Consider the following 16,721-nt stretch of genomic DNA (forward strand, 5'->3'; position numbering starts at 1 on the left):
TTCACGCCGAATCACCCCGCTCAGCCGGCGCCTGCGCTGCCGGAGCCTGCGCTGCGCCCGGCGTCGCGTCCCCGGCGGCGTCCGTGCCCGTTCCTTCAACGGGCATCTGAGTCGCAGCAGAAGAGGCCGTGACGCGGGCGACCGTCACCGAACCTAAGAAGCCGATCACCGATGCCAAGAAGACCATCGGCAACGAAGAGAAATCACTCGATACTGCCATCCAAATCAACAGGCCGCACGAGATAATCACCAGCAAAACATCCGAGGCGATAATCCGGTCCAGAAGCGAAGGCCCCCGCACAATACGCACCACCGTCAAGATGGCGGCCAAACCCAATATGACCGCAGCCACCATCGCGGCCCAGCCGAACCAACCGTATTCAGTCCACCACATCATCGGGCGTCACCTCCCTTACCGCGCTGAGCATCGACTGCTACATCCACCGAATGCCAGCCATCAGCTTCACGACGCGCAGCGACCAGCTCACGCGCCACACGTAGCTCCTCTTTACGCAACAGATCCAGCTCCGCGCGCGAACCCATCACATAGATCAGCCGTCGCTCGATCTCCAGGACATCGGCCCGGAACCTGTTCGCGTCTTCCGTGTTCCTGATCCCCAAAACATGCAGGTACAGCGTCCCGTGGCGGCGATCAACATCCACCACGAGTGAGCCCGGGATCAGCGAAGCCACATGTCCCACCGCGGTCATCAGCAAGTCGTCACGGGTACGCAACGGAACCTCAACCACGGCGTTCGTGACGTCCTTGCCCTGCCTCCAGGAAACCCACGTGACCTGGAGCGAACCAGAGACAATCTGTCCCACAAACCAGCCGAGGAACGCTAACCCACGCACCGGCGAGAAACGGCCCGAAAGCACCACCGGCGGCAAACGGAAAACCCGGACGATCAGCAGCGAGAGCGCCAACCCGAACAGTATGTTCGCCAACGCGAAGGACTGCCACAGGATGCACCACAGCACCACGAGCCACACCAGCAGGGGTAGCTCGACCAGCAGGCGGCGCGTCATTTTCCCGAAACGCTTCACTTGCCTGCACCACCTTCACTGGATCGGTTGGCTTCACCGGACGGGTTCTCCAGCGTGCGCCGTTCACCATCTGTTGGGCCGCCGCGTTCCGGTTCGGCGCGATTCGAGGCCTCGTACACGGCCACGCGGTACTCCTTGCCCTCGAGCATCGCGGCTGATGCTTTATCAGTCAGCTGGAACAGTGGGCCCGCGAAGATCGTCAAAGACAACGATGCGCACACCAGCGCCGCTGTAGAACCGACCATGATGCCTGGCAGGACCTTGACATCGCCGCGGTCTGAATAACGCGAATCCGGGAACTGGGCTACCGCCTCGTAGGTGCGTACGCGGCGGAACTTCTTGTTCATCGCCTCAAGCAGCATCGGGTCCGCGTCCTCAGCGTCCTCAGCACGCCGCCAGAACGCACGGTTCCATACGCGAGCCACCGCGACCAGCGTCAGCAAGCTCGTCAGCAGCGAGGCAGCGATGTTGACCCACGCCATCGCCGTACCGTCCTCGACACCACCGATGACCAAGCCGACCTTGCCGATGAAGCCTGAGAACGGCGGGATACCGGCTAGGTTCATGGCTGGGATGAAATATAGGACCGCCAAGAACGGAGCGAGCTTAGCGAGCGAACCCAGCCTCTCGATGTTCGAGGTGCCGCCGCGCCGCTCAATCAACCCCACGACCATGAACAGCGAGGTCTGAACCAAAATATGGTGCGCCACATAATAGATTGCCGCCGCATAGCCGGTTTGTGTGCCCAGCGCGATACCGAAAACCATGTAGCCGATGTGGCTGGTGAGCGTAAACGAAAGCATACGTTTGATCTCGGTCTGGACCAGCGCACCCAGAATTCCGACGATCATCGTCAGCACCGCGACCCACATCAGAAGAGCCGAAAGATCGTTGTCCCGGAACAGCAGCGTCTCGGTACGCACAATCGCGTACACGCCCACCTTGGTGAGCAAGCCCGCGAACACCGCCGTGACCGGCGCCGGAGCGGTCGGATACGAGTCCGGCAGCCAGAAACTCAGCGGGAACACCGCCGCCTTGACACCGAACGCGATCAAAACCATCAGATGCAGCAACGTTTGGGTTGTCGGACCGAGCTGAGCGATCTTATCCGAAACATCCGCCATCGAAACCGTGCCCGTCGCGGCATAGATCACGCCGATCGAAATCAGGAACAGCATCGAAGACACAACCGAAACAACAACATAGGTTGTACCGGCGCGGACACGCTCAGCGGAACCACCCAGCGTGATCAACACGTAGGAGGCTGTCAGGAAGATCTCGAAACCCACATACAGGTTGAACAAGTCACCGGCGACAAACGCGTTAGAGACGCCCGCGACCAAGAACATGTAGGTCGGGTAGAAAACCGAGATCGGGCCATCACCGTTCTGGTCCGTATAGCCCTGTCCCGTCGCATAAATCAGCACCGCAAGCGAAACCACATTCGAGACCACCAGCATCAAGGCCGCGAACTCGTCCACCACCAGCGTGATGCCAAACGGTGGAGCCCAGCCACCCATCGTGACCGCGGCAGCACCCAACGAATAAGACCGCAACAGCAACACGAAACCGATCAGCAACGCAAGCGACAGCGTTGTGATCGAAACCAACCGTTGAGCACGCGGGGAACGCTGGAACACGAACGTCAACGCCGCGCCCAGGATCGGCAGCACAACCACCAGCGGAGTCAGCGAAACAACATCGAAAGGCAACGCTTCCCAATTCATCAGCGCTCACCCTTCTCTTGCTCTTCGCGTTCAGCTTCCCGCGCCTTCTCGGTCATGTATTCATCAACAACCCTGCGCGCCTCCGCACGTGTCCGCGCAGCCTGCGCCGGTGTGCAGTTCTCAGGGTCCTCACCCAGGCCGCCATCGTCATCGGAATCAACTTCATCCTGGGTCGCGAACTCCGAATCCTCAACGGGCATCTCGCCGTCCTCTTCAGGGTCGTGCACAATGCCTTCCTGCGAAACGCGCACGTCTTCGGCGTCGGCCTGGATCTCATCGGCACGCGAAAGCCACCACGAACGGTAGATCAAGCCCAGCAAGAAAGCCGTGACGGCGAAGGAAATCACGATCGCGGTGAGGATCATCGCTTGCGGGAGTGGATCCGAATAATCCTCCGCAGGCACTTCCCCACCTACCAGCGGGGCCAAGCCTCCCGGCCCGCCGGCCGTCAGAATCAAAACATTGACGCCATTGCCCAACAAGAGCGTGCCCAACAAAACCCGGGTCAGGGTGCGCTCAAGCATCAGATAGATGCCCGCGGAGACCAACACCGCGACCATCAACAGCATCGTCACATCGATCGTCATCGGGTCACCTCCGAACCTGCACCGGTACCCTCAGCTGAACCGTCGCCCAGCCCGCCTCGCATCATATTCTGGCCGCGGACCGCTTGCCCCTCGAAACCAACCAACGCTTGTTTCGCCTCACGTACGTGATGGATTTCGGCGTCCAAGCGCACATCGAGCTCCGAACCGAGGGATTCCACCACATCCAAAACCAAGCCCACCACGATGAGGTACACGCCGATATCGAAGACCGTTGAGGTCACAAAGTGGTGTTCACCGAAGAACGTGAAATCGATGACCGCGGATTGGAAGATCTGCCCGCCGAAGAACAGCGGCACAACGCCTGAGATGACCGCGAGCGTCAAACCCGTACCGAGCAGCGCGCCCGGACCCACACGGATCGCTTCTGCGAGCTCAACGCGGCCTCCGGCGAGGTAACGCAGCACGAGCGCAAGACCTGCGAGCAACCCGCCTGCGAAGCCACCGCCTGGCGAATTGTGGCCCGCGAACAGCAGATAGATCGAAAACAGAACGAACGCGTGGAAGATCAGGCGGGTGATGACCTCGATGATGATCGAGCGGCGCTCCGGCGCCAGCGTCCGGCCGGCCACGAGCCACGCCGAGGAGGATCCCGAGCGGTCATCGTCGAGGAACACGCTCGCGACACGCTGACGCACCGGCGAGGCATAGACCGTGCCGATCGAACCGGTGTCCACGCTGCCGACCCTCGTCCTATCCGCGCCGCGAGCCACCACGAAAATCAGCGATGCAACACCGGTTGCCGCGATCGCGAGCACCGTGATCTCACCAAAGGTATCCCACGCGCGAATGTCAACGAGCGTCACGTTCACGATGTTGTGGCCGTGCCCGCCATCGACTGCCAGCTGTGGATACTTCAACGAGATCGGGTCAGCGGTCCGGGCAGCCATCGCGAGCCCTCCGGCAACCGCAGTGAACACGCCGAACGCGACCGCAACCAGAAGTTGCATGCTGCGGCGTCTCCGCGGGCGAGCCTGCCACACCGAAGCCGGCAAAACACGCAAAGCGAGCAGGAACACGATCAACACGATCGTCTCAACCAAAAGCTGAGTCACAGCCAGGTCCGGTGCGCCGTGGAACGCGAACAAAGCAACCATGCCCGAGCCGGTCAGCGAAACCATGAGCACACCCATGAAACGCCGGCGAGACCGCATCGCAGCGACCGCGCCGACCGCCATCACAACAAGAATCAAAACGTTGACGAGCTTGGTTGTGAACACCAGGGTTGTGCTCTGTTCGCCGCGGTCGAAGGAGACGCCCCCGCCGATCAGGACCCCGACGGTCGGCACCAGTAGCGCAGTCGCGATGATCACGGTGAGGTAGTAGGAAAGCTGGCCGCGCTGCAGTGCGGCGGTCACGCGGTGAGCGGTCCAGTCGATCCCGCTGATGATGTAGCGGTAGGTGCGTTCACCGTCGATGAGCGCCGGTACGCGTGCCTGTAGCTTGGATACAGGTTCCCGGGCGAAGAACATGATCAAACCGAGCGCGACGATCCCTGCGGTGATCGCAAGCTCGATCGTGAACCCGTGCCATAGCTCAAGCGGCGCGGTGTGCGGTTCCGCTTCCGGGAAGACGTTGGCGGCTGGGCTCAGCAGCGCATCGGCAGGCCCTGGGAGGAACCCGAGTGCCGCGCTCGCAAGCGTCAAGACAGCGATGGGCACCGCCATGGTCGGTAGTGTCCAGCTGATCGGGGTTGGCTCAACCCCTGGCTTGGTAGCGAAGGAACCCCACACGAAGCGGGCGGCGTATGCGAAGGTGATGACCGCGCCAATCGCGAACACGAGGGTCACGAAAGTACTCGCGCTGGTTGGCGCATCGATGAGTGCGGCGAGCGCGGTTTCTTTAGCGATGAACCCGAACGTGACAGGAAGCCCAGCCATCGACCCCGCGGAGATCACGGCGCACACGAACAGGACGGGGCGTGCCTTCCACAGCCCGGAGAGGTTCCGTAGATCGCGGGTACCGGTTCCGTGGTCGATCGCACCGACAATGAGGAAGAGCGCGGATTTGAACAGACCGTGCCCGAGCATGAGGGCGAGCCCACCGAGCATCGCTGATGGGGTACCCATCCCGATGACCGCGATGATGAGGCCAAGCTGGGACACGGTCCCGTAGGCAAGGACGAGCTTGATGTCAGTTTGACGCAGTGCGCGCCAGCCACCCAGCAGCAACGTATAGAGACCGAAGCCGACGGTGAGCAGCGTCCAGCCCGGAACGTCCGAGAACCCGGGCGCCAATCGAGCCACTATATAGACGCCGGCTTTGACCATTGCGGCCGCGTGCAGGTAGGCAGAAACCGGGGTTGGAGCGGCCATAGCGCCCGGGAGCCAGAAGTGGAACGGGAACAGTGCGGACTTAGAGATCGCACCAACCAGGATCAGGATGATCGCCGCGGTGACTACAGCGTTGGATGGGGTGATGGGGTTGGGGCCGGTGAGGTCCCCGGTCATCATGAGGATCTCAGAGAGCCGGAAGGTTCCGGCCGTTACTCCGAGCATCACGAGCCCACCGAACATCGCAAGCCCACCAGCGGTGGTCACGATGAGCGCGGTGAGTGCGGAACGGCGTGCTGAGAGCCTCGAGCGGGCGTAACCGATCAGCAGATAGGACAAGATGGTGGTCATCTCCCAGAAAATAAAGAGGGAGATCAAGTCATCTGAGGTCACAAGGCCGAACATCGCGGCCGCGAACGCAGTCAGTTGGGCTGCGAACGGGCCGATCGAGGCGTCTTCAGATTTGAAATAGCGGGCGCAATACAACAACACGAGCGCGCCCACGCCGAGGATCAAAAAGCTCAGAACCGCAGCCAGCGGATCCAAGCGGAAAGCGAATTCCACATCGAACGTAGGAATCCACGTATATTCCTCTTGAGGAATAAGATCTTGCCCGACGGTTCCCGGGGCCAGCACCCCCAGTTTTCCGGGCATTCCACGCACAGCCACCACAGCGAGCCACACGAGGCCCGCTGCCGGAACAAGAGCCAAAAGATAGAAGGCATTCCTACCGATCCAGCGCACTAAAAACGGGGCTATAAACGCCGCTAGGAACAGTGCAAGCAGGACCGGAAGCACGGTTTCACCTTACATATAGAAGTGCGTTACACGCCGGGACTGCCCAACCAAACAATCCACAATGCTCTTTCATTCTACAGAACACCGCCATAGGCTCTTCACATGAACACAAGACCGGCTGCCCCATACACGTATGGCCAGGGGACTAAAAAACAGGTTTTCACGTGGTCCTTATGGGACTGGGGCGAGGGCGTCACCAACGCCATCATGCTCACGTTTGTGTTCACCGTTTACCTGACATCTTCGGCGTTTGGCGACCCGGATGCCAACGCGTCATCACTTGCGTTAGCGGTCGCGCTCACGGGCGCGGTGATCGCTCTCACGGCACCAGTCTTGGGGCAACGGGCCGACCGCAGCGGTAAACGCAAACACTGGCTTGGCTTCCACACTGCGGTAATTGTGCTCGCGACCGCCGCATGTTTCTTCATCAAGCCAGACCCTGCATACCTATGGCCGGGTATCTTCCTGATCTGTGTCGCGACGTTCTTCAGCGAGATCGCGAGCGTGAACTATTACGCAATCCTCCCCCAGATCGCACCGAAGGAAAAGATCGGCCGGATCTCCGGCATTGGCTGGGCTTTCGGCTACCTGGGCGGGATCGTATCCCTCGCCGTGGTCTTGTTCGTGTTCGTCCAGCCTGCGACCCCTTGGTTCGGTTCAAACCCCGACGAGGGCTTCAACATCCGCCTGGTCGCTGTATTTTGTGCCGTGTGGATGGCGGTGTTTTGCGCACCGATGTTCTTCACCATCCCGGAGATCCCCGCAACGCCGGGACCTAAAACGAGCTGGCGTGAGTCTTATGTATTACTGTGGCGCAGCATCAAGGGCTTGTGGCATAGGGACCGACCGACGTTGTGGTTCCTGTTGGCTTCTGCGGTGTACCGGGATGGTTTGGCGACTGTTTTCACGTTCGGCGGGATCATCGCGGGAACGGTGTTCGGGATGAGCACGGCCGAGGTGATCATGTTCGCGCTGGTTGGCAACATGGTCGCGGCAGCTGGCGCGTTCATTGGCGGTTGGCTCGACGACGTTGTGGGCCCGCGCGCGGTGATCATGACTGCGCTGTTCGGGCTGATCGGTGCCGGTCTGGGCGTGTTGTTCGCTCAGCACAGCTGGCAGTTCTGGATTTTCGGGCTCGTCCTGTGCCTCTTGGTAGGCCCGGCACAGTCCTCTTCCCGCGCGTTGCTCGCCCGCCGTACCACCGAACACACCGCGGGCGAACTCTTTGGTCTCTACGCGACCACGGGCCGCGCCGTCACTTTCCTCGGCCCGGCACTGTTCGGACTCTCAAGCTTCGTTGCGTCGAACATCATGGACAGCGCAGGTGTGACCGGTAGCGCTACCCGCTACGGCATCGTAGGCATCCTTGTGATTTTCGTGGTCGGGATCGTGTTGTTCTCGCTCGTGCCTGGCATCAAACGTGAAGACACCACTGTCCATGAGGACGCATCCGCGCGCGTTGCGAAATAGCCGGCACTAGGCGGCGCTAGGCGGCATGGAAACGCCGCGGGCTGCCTAGTATTCGATGCCGCCTAGTCTTCTATGTTGCCTAGTCTTCGATGCGGGTGCGGTGGAAGTTCAGGTGTGAACGCGAGGCTGTAGGGCCGCGCTGACCCTGGTAGCGGTTGAGGTATGGGCCGGTTCCGTATGCATGTTCGGCGGGTGAGGAGAGCTGGAAGAAGCACAGCTGCCCCACTTTGGAGCCGGGCCACAGCATGATCGGCAGGGTCGACATGTTGGATAGTTCCAAGGTGACGTGCCCGGAGAAGCCTGGGTCGATGAACCCTGCGGTCGAGTGGGTCAGCAGACCGAGCCTGCCGAGTGAGGATTTACCTTCGAGGCGGGCAGCGATATCGCCGGGGAGGGTCACTTTTTCGTACGTGGCGCCCAGCACGAATTCACCGGGGTGCAAGATGAACGGCTCGTCCGCATCAACTTCAACCAGGCGGGTCAGTTCCGCTTGCTCTGTTGAAGGGTCGATGTAGGGGTACTTGTGGTTGTCGAACAACCGGAAGTAGCGGTCCAGGCGCACATCCACGCTGGAAGGCTGGACCATGTCCTCGCCTCGTGGTTCGAGCGCGATCTTACCGGAATCTAGGGCCTTACGAATATCACCATCTGAGAGCAACACAGGCCCAGAATATCGCGTGTGCACGCTCCCCTGCGTGAGGGTTGCATTCCCGCGAGGAATTTCGGAACCTCGGCAACTGCATCGGCGGCATTAACCGGCGCCCTTTAATCTGACATAGTAAAGAGGTGCGTAGCGGGTGCGGCGTTTCCGACCGAACGCGTTCACGCTGCGCCCATTCAACCGGCACTAAACCAGCACTTAACCAGGAGGATCAGCTCGTGGTAGGCAGGCATGCTGCGGCGTCGACACAGCGCATCCCGCGCTGGGTTATTCCTGCGGGTGCGATGCTGGCTGTTCTCGCGCTGGTCTTGGTGTTCGTTCTCCCCCGCTTCACATCTGGCCCTACCAACGATGCTTCGGGCACCTCAACCGGGGCGTTCAGCGACACGAAGCAGCGGGCCGGAGCGAACGCATCGGGCACTGATAGTGATGGGCGTGGCGCTGACGATGATCGCGGCAGTATCGCAGGGCCGGAGGTCACCGCCCCGGCTTCAGAATCTGAGTCAAAAGAGCGCGAGAAGAAACAGAAGCGTTCAAAGAAGCCGAACGATAAGGACTCGAAAGACTCCGCGGGAGGCAGCCCGGAGATCCCGAGTGACCCCAAGAACATCGAGGTTCTGGCGAATAAGAAGCGCCCCATAGAGCCGTTGACGTACGCGCCGACCGACCTCGTGAGTATCGGTAGCGGGCAGAGCCTGCGTAGCGAGGCGGCGAAGGCGTATAAGAAGATGCGGGACGCCGCGGCAGCCACGGGCGTGAGGTTCCATCCCATCAGCGGTTACAGGTCATACAGCCAGCAGGCGGCCACATATAACCATTGGAAAGCGACATACGGGCAGCAACACGCGGATTCGGTTTCCGCAGCGCCCGGCACGAGCGAGCACCAACTAGGGCTGGCCGTGGACGTGACCGATGGGATCTGTAAACTGCGGCGATGCTTCGGCAACACCGAGGCCGGCCAGTGGGTCGCCAAAAACGCGCACAAATACGGTTTCGTGATTCGCTACCCGGAAGGTAAAACCGACATCACCGGTTACTGGCCCGAGCCGTGGCACCTGCGCTACGTAGGGGTGGACCTCGCTAAAGAGCTCACAACGAAAGGGCTAACACTCGAGGAACACTACAAATGGAAGCCTGATAAATAGTGCGTCGTTTGCTCACGGTGGGGTTGAGCTCCGGTAGGTTGGAACTATGAGCACACATGAGCCAGACTCACACGAGAACCAACAGCCTGAGCAGGTAGAACAGCCTGAACAGCTGGATCAGGTGACCCCGGCTGAACAGCCAGTGCAACAAGAAGAAGCCGAGCACGCTGAGGAAGCCGCGCAGACGGAAGAGTCCGTGCCAGCTGAAGCGGCCGCGCATGTTGAAGATGTTGAGCCGGTTGAGGATGCTGGGCTTGCTGAGGACACTGGGCTTGCTAAGGATGAGGAGCCGGCGGAGCAGCTCGAGGATACTGAGTCTGCCGAGCAGGCCGAACAGTTTCAGGGTGATGAGCACGCTGACGAGACGGAAGCTGCTGAACCTGAAGACGGTGAGCGTGTTCTGGATGCGAGCGAGCTTGAGCCGTTCAATGACATTGAGCGTGTGATTCTCGAGGGTTCTGAGGGCAAGCTGGCTAGCAACGAGGTGCTCTCCAAGATCGCCGCCGCGAACCTGTTCTTCCTCACCGAGGAAGAGGTTACGGATGAGCAGCAGGAAGTTCAGCCGCTGCTGTTGCAGGGCCCCGACGAGAAGACCGTGCTCGCGGTATTCACTCACCCTGCCCGTGTTGCCCAGCAGTTTGTTGACATGGCGCCGTACGCGGTCCGCATGCCGGGTTTGCAGGCGTTCCAGCAGGCTGTAGGCGTGGGTATCGCGATCAACCCTGGCCACCCCATCGGGCTCGTGCTGGATGCGGAGTCTGTTGAGAATATCCGCGAGGTCCTCAACAGCTAAGCGGCTACCGCAACACGTTTTGGAAAAACGACGTGTGGCGTGCCAGAATCGGAGAGTTCACCCAGCTGGGGTGAACACACGCGGGTGTAGCTTAATGGTAAAGCTCTTGCTTCCCAAGCAAGCGACGCGGGTTCGATTCCCGTCACCCGCTCTAGAAAACGCCGGCTTTTCAAAGCCGGCGTTTGCGTTAACGGATACTTCCTGCGGGAGGTAGTGTGTAGGTAATCGTTCAGCCCGCCTCGACTCCGGGTTAAGGGTCAAAATGTGTGTCTGGTTTGGGTGTGTTGCGGGGGTTAGATGTGGCCTTTTTGGATGCCGATTGAGTGTGTGTAGGTGGTGTCGATAGCGTTGTCGTAGAGGGCTGGTCGTCCTGTTTGGTGGTCGGCTTGGTTCTTGTTGTGGGTCAGGGCTGGTACTTTGGCGAGTTGGTTTTGGCCCCAGTTGGACTGCCTGGCGATTTCTGTTGGATCGTCAGGCAGTTCTGTTTTCTGGTAGAGCCACCATTCCAGCATTTTTCGTTGGTGTTCTCCGGTTCTGCCGCGGTGGGTGCGGGTGAGCAGTTTCAGTTCGGCGTTGATCGCGCCTTCAAGGCTGTTGGTGGTGGATTTGATGCGGTGCCGGTGCTGTAGTTCGGTCGGTGGGTTGAGGTAGGTGAACAGGAGGTTGTTACGCCATAGGTGTAGCAGGCTGTTGTAGGCCTTACGGGTGTTCGGGTGTGTCCAGGCCCAGTGGCGTTGTTGGGTGATTGGGTCTGTGGTGAAGGTTTTCTGGTTGAGCCATCTCCGGTAGAAGGTGCCGTATTCATGGAGTTGCCTCGCCCAGGTGGCTGCTTCATCCAGGGTGGTGATCCGGGTCAGGTTCCGTGCTAGTTGATAGATCGCTTTGCCCGCATCGGTACGCGGGTGTGAGGTGGTGTAGCGTCGTACAACTCGTTGTGCATGCACCAGGCAGCGTTGGATCACGGTGGCAGGCCAGCATTTCTTGATAGCGCTGGCGGCTCCTTGTCCTCCATCGATGACAGCGATCACTGGTGCGGGGATACGTTGAAGTAGTCGTTGGTAGTCCAGGCTGGTTTCACGCTTGCACCAGTGCCAGGCCAGGACATGATCGAAGGTGGCTGCCACGATAAGACACCCGGCACCGGTGTAGGTTCCATCGATAAAGATCTGGTCATAGATCGTCCCGGCGTGTTTGATCATCGGGTCGGGTACTTCAACCAGCCAGCACCAGCTAAACCGTCGCTTCAACGTCGAAGGGCTCACCCCGGCCTGTTGTGCGGTGTCTTTCAAGCTACGGGTCGAGGTGCAGTGAGCGATGAACTGCTTGAACACTGCTGCTTTGGTGATGTCAGTCCGGGTTTTGGTGCTTGAGGCTCCACAGAGTTTGCACCGCCACCTTGTCCTACCTTGTGTGGTGGTGCCATTGCGTTTCATATCGCCACCGCAGTGGCATCGTGGTCTGTTCTTCGGCATCCAGCCACCACACCACTAGCCGGTAGCACATCAAGGGCACCACACCGAGGAATGAACGCTCACACCACCGATATATGCCCAGCAGCCATATATATCCGCTGAAACCCGCGCCAACACAGCCGAAAACACCAACCCCAGACACACATTCTGACCCTTAACCCTCGACTCCGGTCGAGAGTGGGCTGGATCTTTTCTACCGAAAAGCCATCCCGGGACACGGTGGCGCGTTCCTTTAGGTCAGCTGTGTTTCTCCTCACGGTTTACTGCTAGCATTCTCGAAATACTCGTTCTTTTTCTTCTAGCCTCGAGGACGCACCATGGCTACACATCATGAGAATAGCGGCGACGCAGTTACCACCCCGGCGGGCAAGCCGCACCTGACAAAGGGCAACCTTACCGCGCTGATGGGCGCCATGTTCTTGATGGCGACCTCCGCCATCGGGCCAGGTTTCATCACTCAGACCACCAACTTCACGGTCCAACTGGGCGCTGCGTTCGCGTTCGCGATCCTCGTGTCCATCCTCGTGGACATCGCGGTGCAGTTGAACGTGTGGCGCATCATCGGCGTATCCGGCCTGCGCGCGCAAGAAATCGGCAACAAGGTCCTGCCCGGTGTGGGGTGGGTCCTCGCGATCCTCGTGTTCATCGGTGGACTCGTGTTCAACATCGGCAACATCGGCGGTACCGGCCTCGGCGTCAACGCGATGTTCGGCTGGGATCCGCGCATCGGCGGCGGGATTTCCGCGGCGATCGCGGTCCTCATCTTCCTCTCCAAGTGGGCCGGCATGGCCCTGGACCGCATCGTGGTGCTACTCGGCGCGATCATGATCCTGCTGATGCTCTACGTCGCGATCGTCTCCGCCCCACCCGTCGGCGAGGCCCTCAAGAACACCGTGATGCCTGAGCAAGTCGATTTCCTGGTCATCACCACTCTGATCGGCGGGACGGTGGGCGGCTACATCACGTTCTCGGGCGCGCACCGCATGATCGATTCCGGCATCAAAGGCCCCGACGCTGTACGGCAGATCTCCGTCAGCTCGGTGCTCGGCATCATCGTGACCGGTATTCTGCGCGTGCTGTTGTTCCTCGCGATCCTCGGCGTCGTCGCAACCGGCGTGACACTCGCGCAAGACAACACCGCGGCTGACGCGTTCTACCACGCGGCCGGGGAGATCGGTCTGCGGATGTTCGGCGTGATCCTGTGGGCGGCCGGCCTCACCTCCGTGATCGGCGCGTCCTACACCTCGGTCTCCTTCATCACCAAGCACGACTCCAGCCCGCGTCTACGCAACATCCTTACCGTCGCGTTCATCGCGGTGTGCGCGATCACCTACCTCATCATCAATCAGGCCCCACAAACCCTGCTGATCTTCGCTGGCGCGTTCAACGGCCTGATCCTCCCTATTTCGATGACGGTGCTGCTTTACGCTGTATGGCGCCGGAGCGATCTGCTCAACGGCTATAAATACCCGGCCTGGCTGTTAGCGACGGGCGTGGCCGCGTGGCTACTCACGCTGTTCCTCGGCTGGAATTCACTCGGCGGACTCGCGAAACTCTGGGCCTAAACAGCTAGGGCTTGATGCTTGACGCGCCGGGCCCTACGCGTGTAGCAAGCGGAGGAATAAGCAGGCGGACGAAGGAGAACACGATGAACCCCACGGCGGTGAACAGCGCTGACCCACACAACGGAGCCGGCGACGAAGTGGCACGCTTGACCCCGGTGGAAGCCCGCGCGCTCTTCCGCGAAGGTCTGCGGAGGCCAACCGCAGGTTTCAGTGACGGTTGGGCGCAAGCCAACCTGCTCATCGTGCCCAAGGACCTGGCGTTCGATGTTTTGCTGTTCGCGCAGCGCAACCCGAAGCCATGCCCTGTGCTCGGGGTTCTTGAGGCTGGCGCGACCACGGGGCCGCTGCTGGCCGGCGGCGATATCCGAACCGATGCGCCGTCCTACAGCGTGTACCGGGATGGCGAGCTCGTGGACACCCCGTCGGATGTTCTGGAGTATTGGCGCGATGACCTCGTGACGTTCATCATCGGGTGTTCGTTCACGTTCGAAGCGCCGCTTTTGGAGGCGGGAATCCCGGTGCAGCACATCGCGCAGGGCCGCAACGTGCCGATGTACCGCACGAACATCGCGTGCGAACCTGCAGGCCGGATGTCGGGGCCGCTCGTGGTTTCGATGCGACCTATCCCTGCGGACCGGGTGGCCGATGCGGTGCGGATCAGCTCCCGCTACCCGGGCGTGCACGGCGCGCCAGTGCACGTGGGGCATCCGGAAGCTATCGGTATCGAGGACCTTGGGGCGCCGGACTTCGGGGACCCCGTGGAGATCCCTGACGGCACGGTTCCGGTGTTCTGGGCGTGCGGTGTGACCCCGCAGGCGGCCGTGATGGCGTCGAAGCCGGAGTTCGCGATCGGCCACGGCCCAGGGCACATGCTCATCACCGACCTCAAGAACACAGACCTGCAAGTTCCCTAGTGGGCGGGGACCCGTAGTAGGCAGGAGTCCATCCGAGGCAGGAAACATAACCCCTGTCCCTCTGAGGACAAAAGTTTCGATCTCCAGTTTCGTCTCATTCATCCAATGGCTCATACGTTCTCAACGTACCGTGGATAAAACTGCACAACGTGCCCCTTGGACACCGCAGGCTTATGTTTGACACCGTTATATGCTCCTGAGTTCCACAACGCATGACGGATTGGCGGGGTCATTACATAAGTAGCTTGAGAACAGCTTGGGCTCCAACCACTCTCAGCCTCTGTTAGCTGGCAACCCAACAGGTCTAATAGTTATCCTTTCGCGGCGTAGCCCCGCTTCCAATACCCCATGAATGACACCTGATTTCTCGGAACTTGGCATTCCTTCACCAGTAGCCTCCGCATCCGAACCACCGCGGAAGATTCACCTGCAATCCAGAAGTAAGTCCCGGATAGCGTCGGATCTAGGGACTCTGTGTTGGCCTGGTCTTCACTTCTGCCATAGGAAATATCTTCACCGGACTGCGAAAAGCTTGGAGTCTCCCACACCAGAACGCTGGCGTCATTTTCGCCCGCCGGTATGGTGGTTGGCGATGCGTTCCTTTCGAGAACGTTTGACGGCGATTCTTGCGGGGCCTGGCTTGACGCATTGTCGACAATCTTCACCAGACTGGAGTACAGCTGCTCGCCCGAAGAGTCGCGCTCATCTTCCGCTCGCGCCAGCCACTGTACTGAGACTCCAGGCGGTACTTCTAGTTGCTGAGCATCGCTTGTACATGGAATCTCAACAAACACGTCTCCCTGTACTCCCTCAGGCCATTCCTCCAGAGTCTTGGCAATTGCCGGCAAGGCAGTTTCGTCTCCAAGCATCACGATGCGGCTACTAGTTCCAGGGGCGAATTCGATGCCGTGGCCGGACTCATCGTCTCGTGTCGGTGCGATGATGAGCAGCTCGTCACCGACCTGTGCCTTTGTAGCCCAAACAGACGCTGGTCCAGCGGCATGGGGGTGCAACACGAAATCGATGTCGAGTTCATCAGGAGTGTTGTTTGACAAGTCGCGTCGAAAAGCGCGGATTGAATACGTGCGGATATGACCGCGAGTTTGGGGGTCAAGGTCTTTCCATGCAGTGAGCCAGTTCTCCTCAGGCAGGTCTGGAAGCTGACCCTTGGTTGGGATAAGGACTTTGATACGGACGTCTCGAATCGTGTCCTTTGGCCCGACATTCTCCACGCCGTGAAGTGTTAAGCGCTGAAAGTGCGGGGAAATCTGTCGGGTGCGGGCAACGCGAACGCGATGTGGCTGGTATCCCATAGGAATCCTTAATCTGATGAGTTGTTTACGTCTACTGAGCTAGTTTTGAGTGATGTCGCCCAATGGGCGTAACCGTGGGTAGCCCTGAGACCGGATCGGTAATAATCCGCGATTCGAGGTCGAACGCTTCTCTGGTTAGCTCTTGTGTGAGCACGTCGACAGGCGCGCCTGCGGAATGCAGTCGGCCGTCGCGCATGGCGACGAGAACATCCGAATACCGGGCAGCCAGGTTGAGGTCGTGCAGCACCATGATGATGGTGGTGCCATGACGATGATTGAGATCAGTTAGTAAATCGAGGACTTCTAATTGGTGTTTTAGATCTAGGTAGGTTGTGGGTTCGTCGAGAAGCAGCACATCGGTTTGTTGCGCGAGTGCCATTGCGATCCATACACGCTGACGCTGGCCACCGGATAGCTCTTCGAGGCACCGCCCAGCGAGGTCTGAGACTCGGGTAGCTTCCATAGCTTCGGCGACGATGTCGTAGTCGGCTGAACTCCAGCGACCCAGAATTCCCTGGTACGGGGTTCGACCACGGCCGACTAAGTCTGCGACAGTGATGCCGTCAGGAGCGATGGGCGTCTGTGGAAGCAGCCCGAGCCGCTTTGCCAATTCCCGGGAGGAATAGGAACTTAGCTCCTTGCCATCCAGCTCAACGACTCCAGCTGATGGTCGAATCAATCGAGCTAGCGTCCGTAGAAACGTTGACTTGCCACAACCATTTGGCCCGACAATCGAAGTAATCTTTCCTGTCTCGAATGACAAAGTCAGGTCTTTCACGATGGGTTTTTCCCCATATCCAGAAGCAAGAGACTGAGCATTCAGTTGTGCGGCCACGGTGAGTGACTCCTTGATTTTTAGGTGATGCTGACAGGGATGGTTGCAGCCATCAATACGCCGGGAATGAAACGGTGTTCATGCAATGTGATGAACAAAGTAG

At 59.8% G+C, this 16,721-nt stretch carries 14 protein-coding genes and 1 tRNA gene; 6 read left to right on the forward strand and 9 right to left on the reverse strand.

Annotated elements, in window-relative coordinates; translation table 11 throughout:
- Position 1 precedes the first annotated feature (1 nt).
- The 5 genes from J2S67_RS07725 to J2S67_RS07745 are packed head-to-tail and all read right to left on the reverse strand — an operon-like array spanning position 2 to position 6,450.
- Entirely contained in the window at positions 2–397 is a 396-nt protein-coding gene (locus tag J2S67_RS07725) for a monovalent cation/H+ antiporter complex subunit F (protein ID WP_070507265.1), read from the reverse strand.
- Complete coding sequence (locus tag J2S67_RS07730; protein WP_310247817.1) at positions 394–1,047, reverse strand: Na+/H+ antiporter subunit E; 654 nt, start codon at positions 1,045–1,047, stop codon at positions 394–396. Before J2S67_RS07730 ends, J2S67_RS07725 begins: the two co-directional genes overlap by 4 nt.
- The gene (locus tag J2S67_RS07735; RefSeq protein ID WP_310247819.1) at positions 1,044–2,774 is read right to left on the reverse strand and encodes a Na+/H+ antiporter subunit D; all 1,731 of its coding nucleotides are present in this window, start codon (positions 2,772–2,774) and stop codon (positions 1,044–1,046) included. Before J2S67_RS07735 ends, J2S67_RS07730 begins: the two co-directional genes overlap by 4 nt.
- On the reverse strand, positions 2,774–3,361 hold the full coding sequence (locus J2S67_RS07740) for a Na(+)/H(+) antiporter subunit C (RefSeq protein WP_310247821.1): 588 nt from the start codon (positions 3,359–3,361) through the stop codon (positions 2,774–2,776). Before J2S67_RS07740 ends, J2S67_RS07735 begins: the two co-directional genes overlap by 1 nt.
- Positions 3,358–6,450 carry a Na+/H+ antiporter subunit A gene (locus tag J2S67_RS07745; protein ID WP_310247827.1) on the reverse strand — a complete coding sequence of 1,031 codons (3,093 nt, stop codon included), beginning with the start codon at positions 6,448–6,450 and terminating at the stop codon, positions 3,358–3,360. Before J2S67_RS07745 ends, J2S67_RS07740 begins: the two co-directional genes overlap by 4 nt.
- A 102-nt stretch (positions 6,451–6,552) precedes the next feature.
- Between J2S67_RS07745 and J2S67_RS07750 the strand changes: the two genes are divergently transcribed.
- A complete protein-coding gene (locus J2S67_RS07750; protein ID WP_310247829.1) occupies positions 6,553–7,920 on the forward strand; it encodes an MFS transporter in 1,368 nt (455 codons plus the stop codon).
- 79 nt (positions 7,921–7,999) lie between these two features.
- On the opposite strand, the gene dcd is transcribed toward J2S67_RS07750, so the two are convergent.
- Positions 8,000–8,581: a dCTP deaminase gene (dcd, locus tag J2S67_RS07755; protein WP_070491920.1), complete on the reverse strand. Its 582-nt coding sequence runs from the start codon at positions 8,579–8,581 to the stop codon at positions 8,000–8,002.
- A 218-nt stretch (positions 8,582–8,799) separates the two neighbouring features.
- Between dcd and J2S67_RS07760 the strand changes: the two genes are divergently transcribed.
- From J2S67_RS07760 to J2S67_RS07770, 3 genes are all read left to right on the forward strand, one after another.
- The gene (locus J2S67_RS07760) at positions 8,800–9,726 is read left to right on the forward strand and encodes a M15 family metallopeptidase (RefSeq protein ID WP_310247833.1); all 927 of its coding nucleotides are present in this window, start codon (positions 8,800–8,802) and stop codon (positions 9,724–9,726) included.
- Positions 9,727–9,772: 46 nt separating this feature from the next.
- Entirely contained in the window at positions 9,773–10,519 is a 747-nt protein-coding gene (locus J2S67_RS07765) for an SseB family protein (protein WP_310247836.1), read from the forward strand.
- Between the two features lie 80 nt (positions 10,520–10,599).
- Positions 10,600–10,670: transfer RNA gene (locus tag J2S67_RS07770), tRNA-Gly, on the forward strand.
- 142 nt (positions 10,671–10,812) lie between these two features.
- On the opposite strand, the gene J2S67_RS07775 is transcribed toward J2S67_RS07770, so the two are convergent.
- Positions 10,813–11,991, reverse strand: coding sequence for an IS1249 family transposase (locus J2S67_RS07775; protein ID WP_310245177.1), 1,179 nt, complete (start codon positions 11,989–11,991; stop codon positions 10,813–10,815).
- 317 nt (positions 11,992–12,308) lie between these two features.
- Between J2S67_RS07775 and J2S67_RS07780 the strand changes: the two genes are divergently transcribed.
- Both J2S67_RS07780 and J2S67_RS07785 read left to right on the forward strand, forming a co-directional pair.
- Positions 12,309–13,556: an NRAMP family divalent metal transporter gene (locus J2S67_RS07780; protein WP_377649152.1), complete on the forward strand. Its 1,248-nt coding sequence runs from the start codon at positions 12,309–12,311 to the stop codon at positions 13,554–13,556.
- Positions 13,557–13,639: 83 nt separating this feature from the next.
- A complete protein-coding gene (locus J2S67_RS07785; RefSeq protein ID WP_310247838.1) occupies positions 13,640–14,470 on the forward strand; it encodes a putative hydro-lyase in 831 nt (276 codons plus the stop codon).
- Positions 14,471–14,781: 311 nt separating this feature from the next.
- Here the strand turns inward: J2S67_RS07785 and J2S67_RS07790 are convergent, their stop codons facing one another.
- Positions 14,782–15,783 (reverse strand): siderophore-interacting protein, encoded by a 1,002-nt coding sequence (locus J2S67_RS07790; protein WP_310247841.1) that lies wholly within the window; start codon positions 15,781–15,783, stop codon positions 14,782–14,784.
- 31 nt (positions 15,784–15,814) lie between these two features.
- Positions 15,815–16,618 (reverse strand): ABC transporter ATP-binding protein, encoded by an 804-nt coding sequence (locus tag J2S67_RS07795; RefSeq protein WP_070491727.1) that lies wholly within the window; start codon positions 16,616–16,618, stop codon positions 15,815–15,817.
- Positions 16,619–16,721: the final 103 nt, after the last annotated feature.

This window comes from Pseudoglutamicibacter albus, assembly GCF_031458175.1.
Taxonomy (GTDB): domain Bacteria; phylum Actinomycetota; class Actinomycetes; order Actinomycetales; family Micrococcaceae; genus Pseudoglutamicibacter; species Pseudoglutamicibacter albus.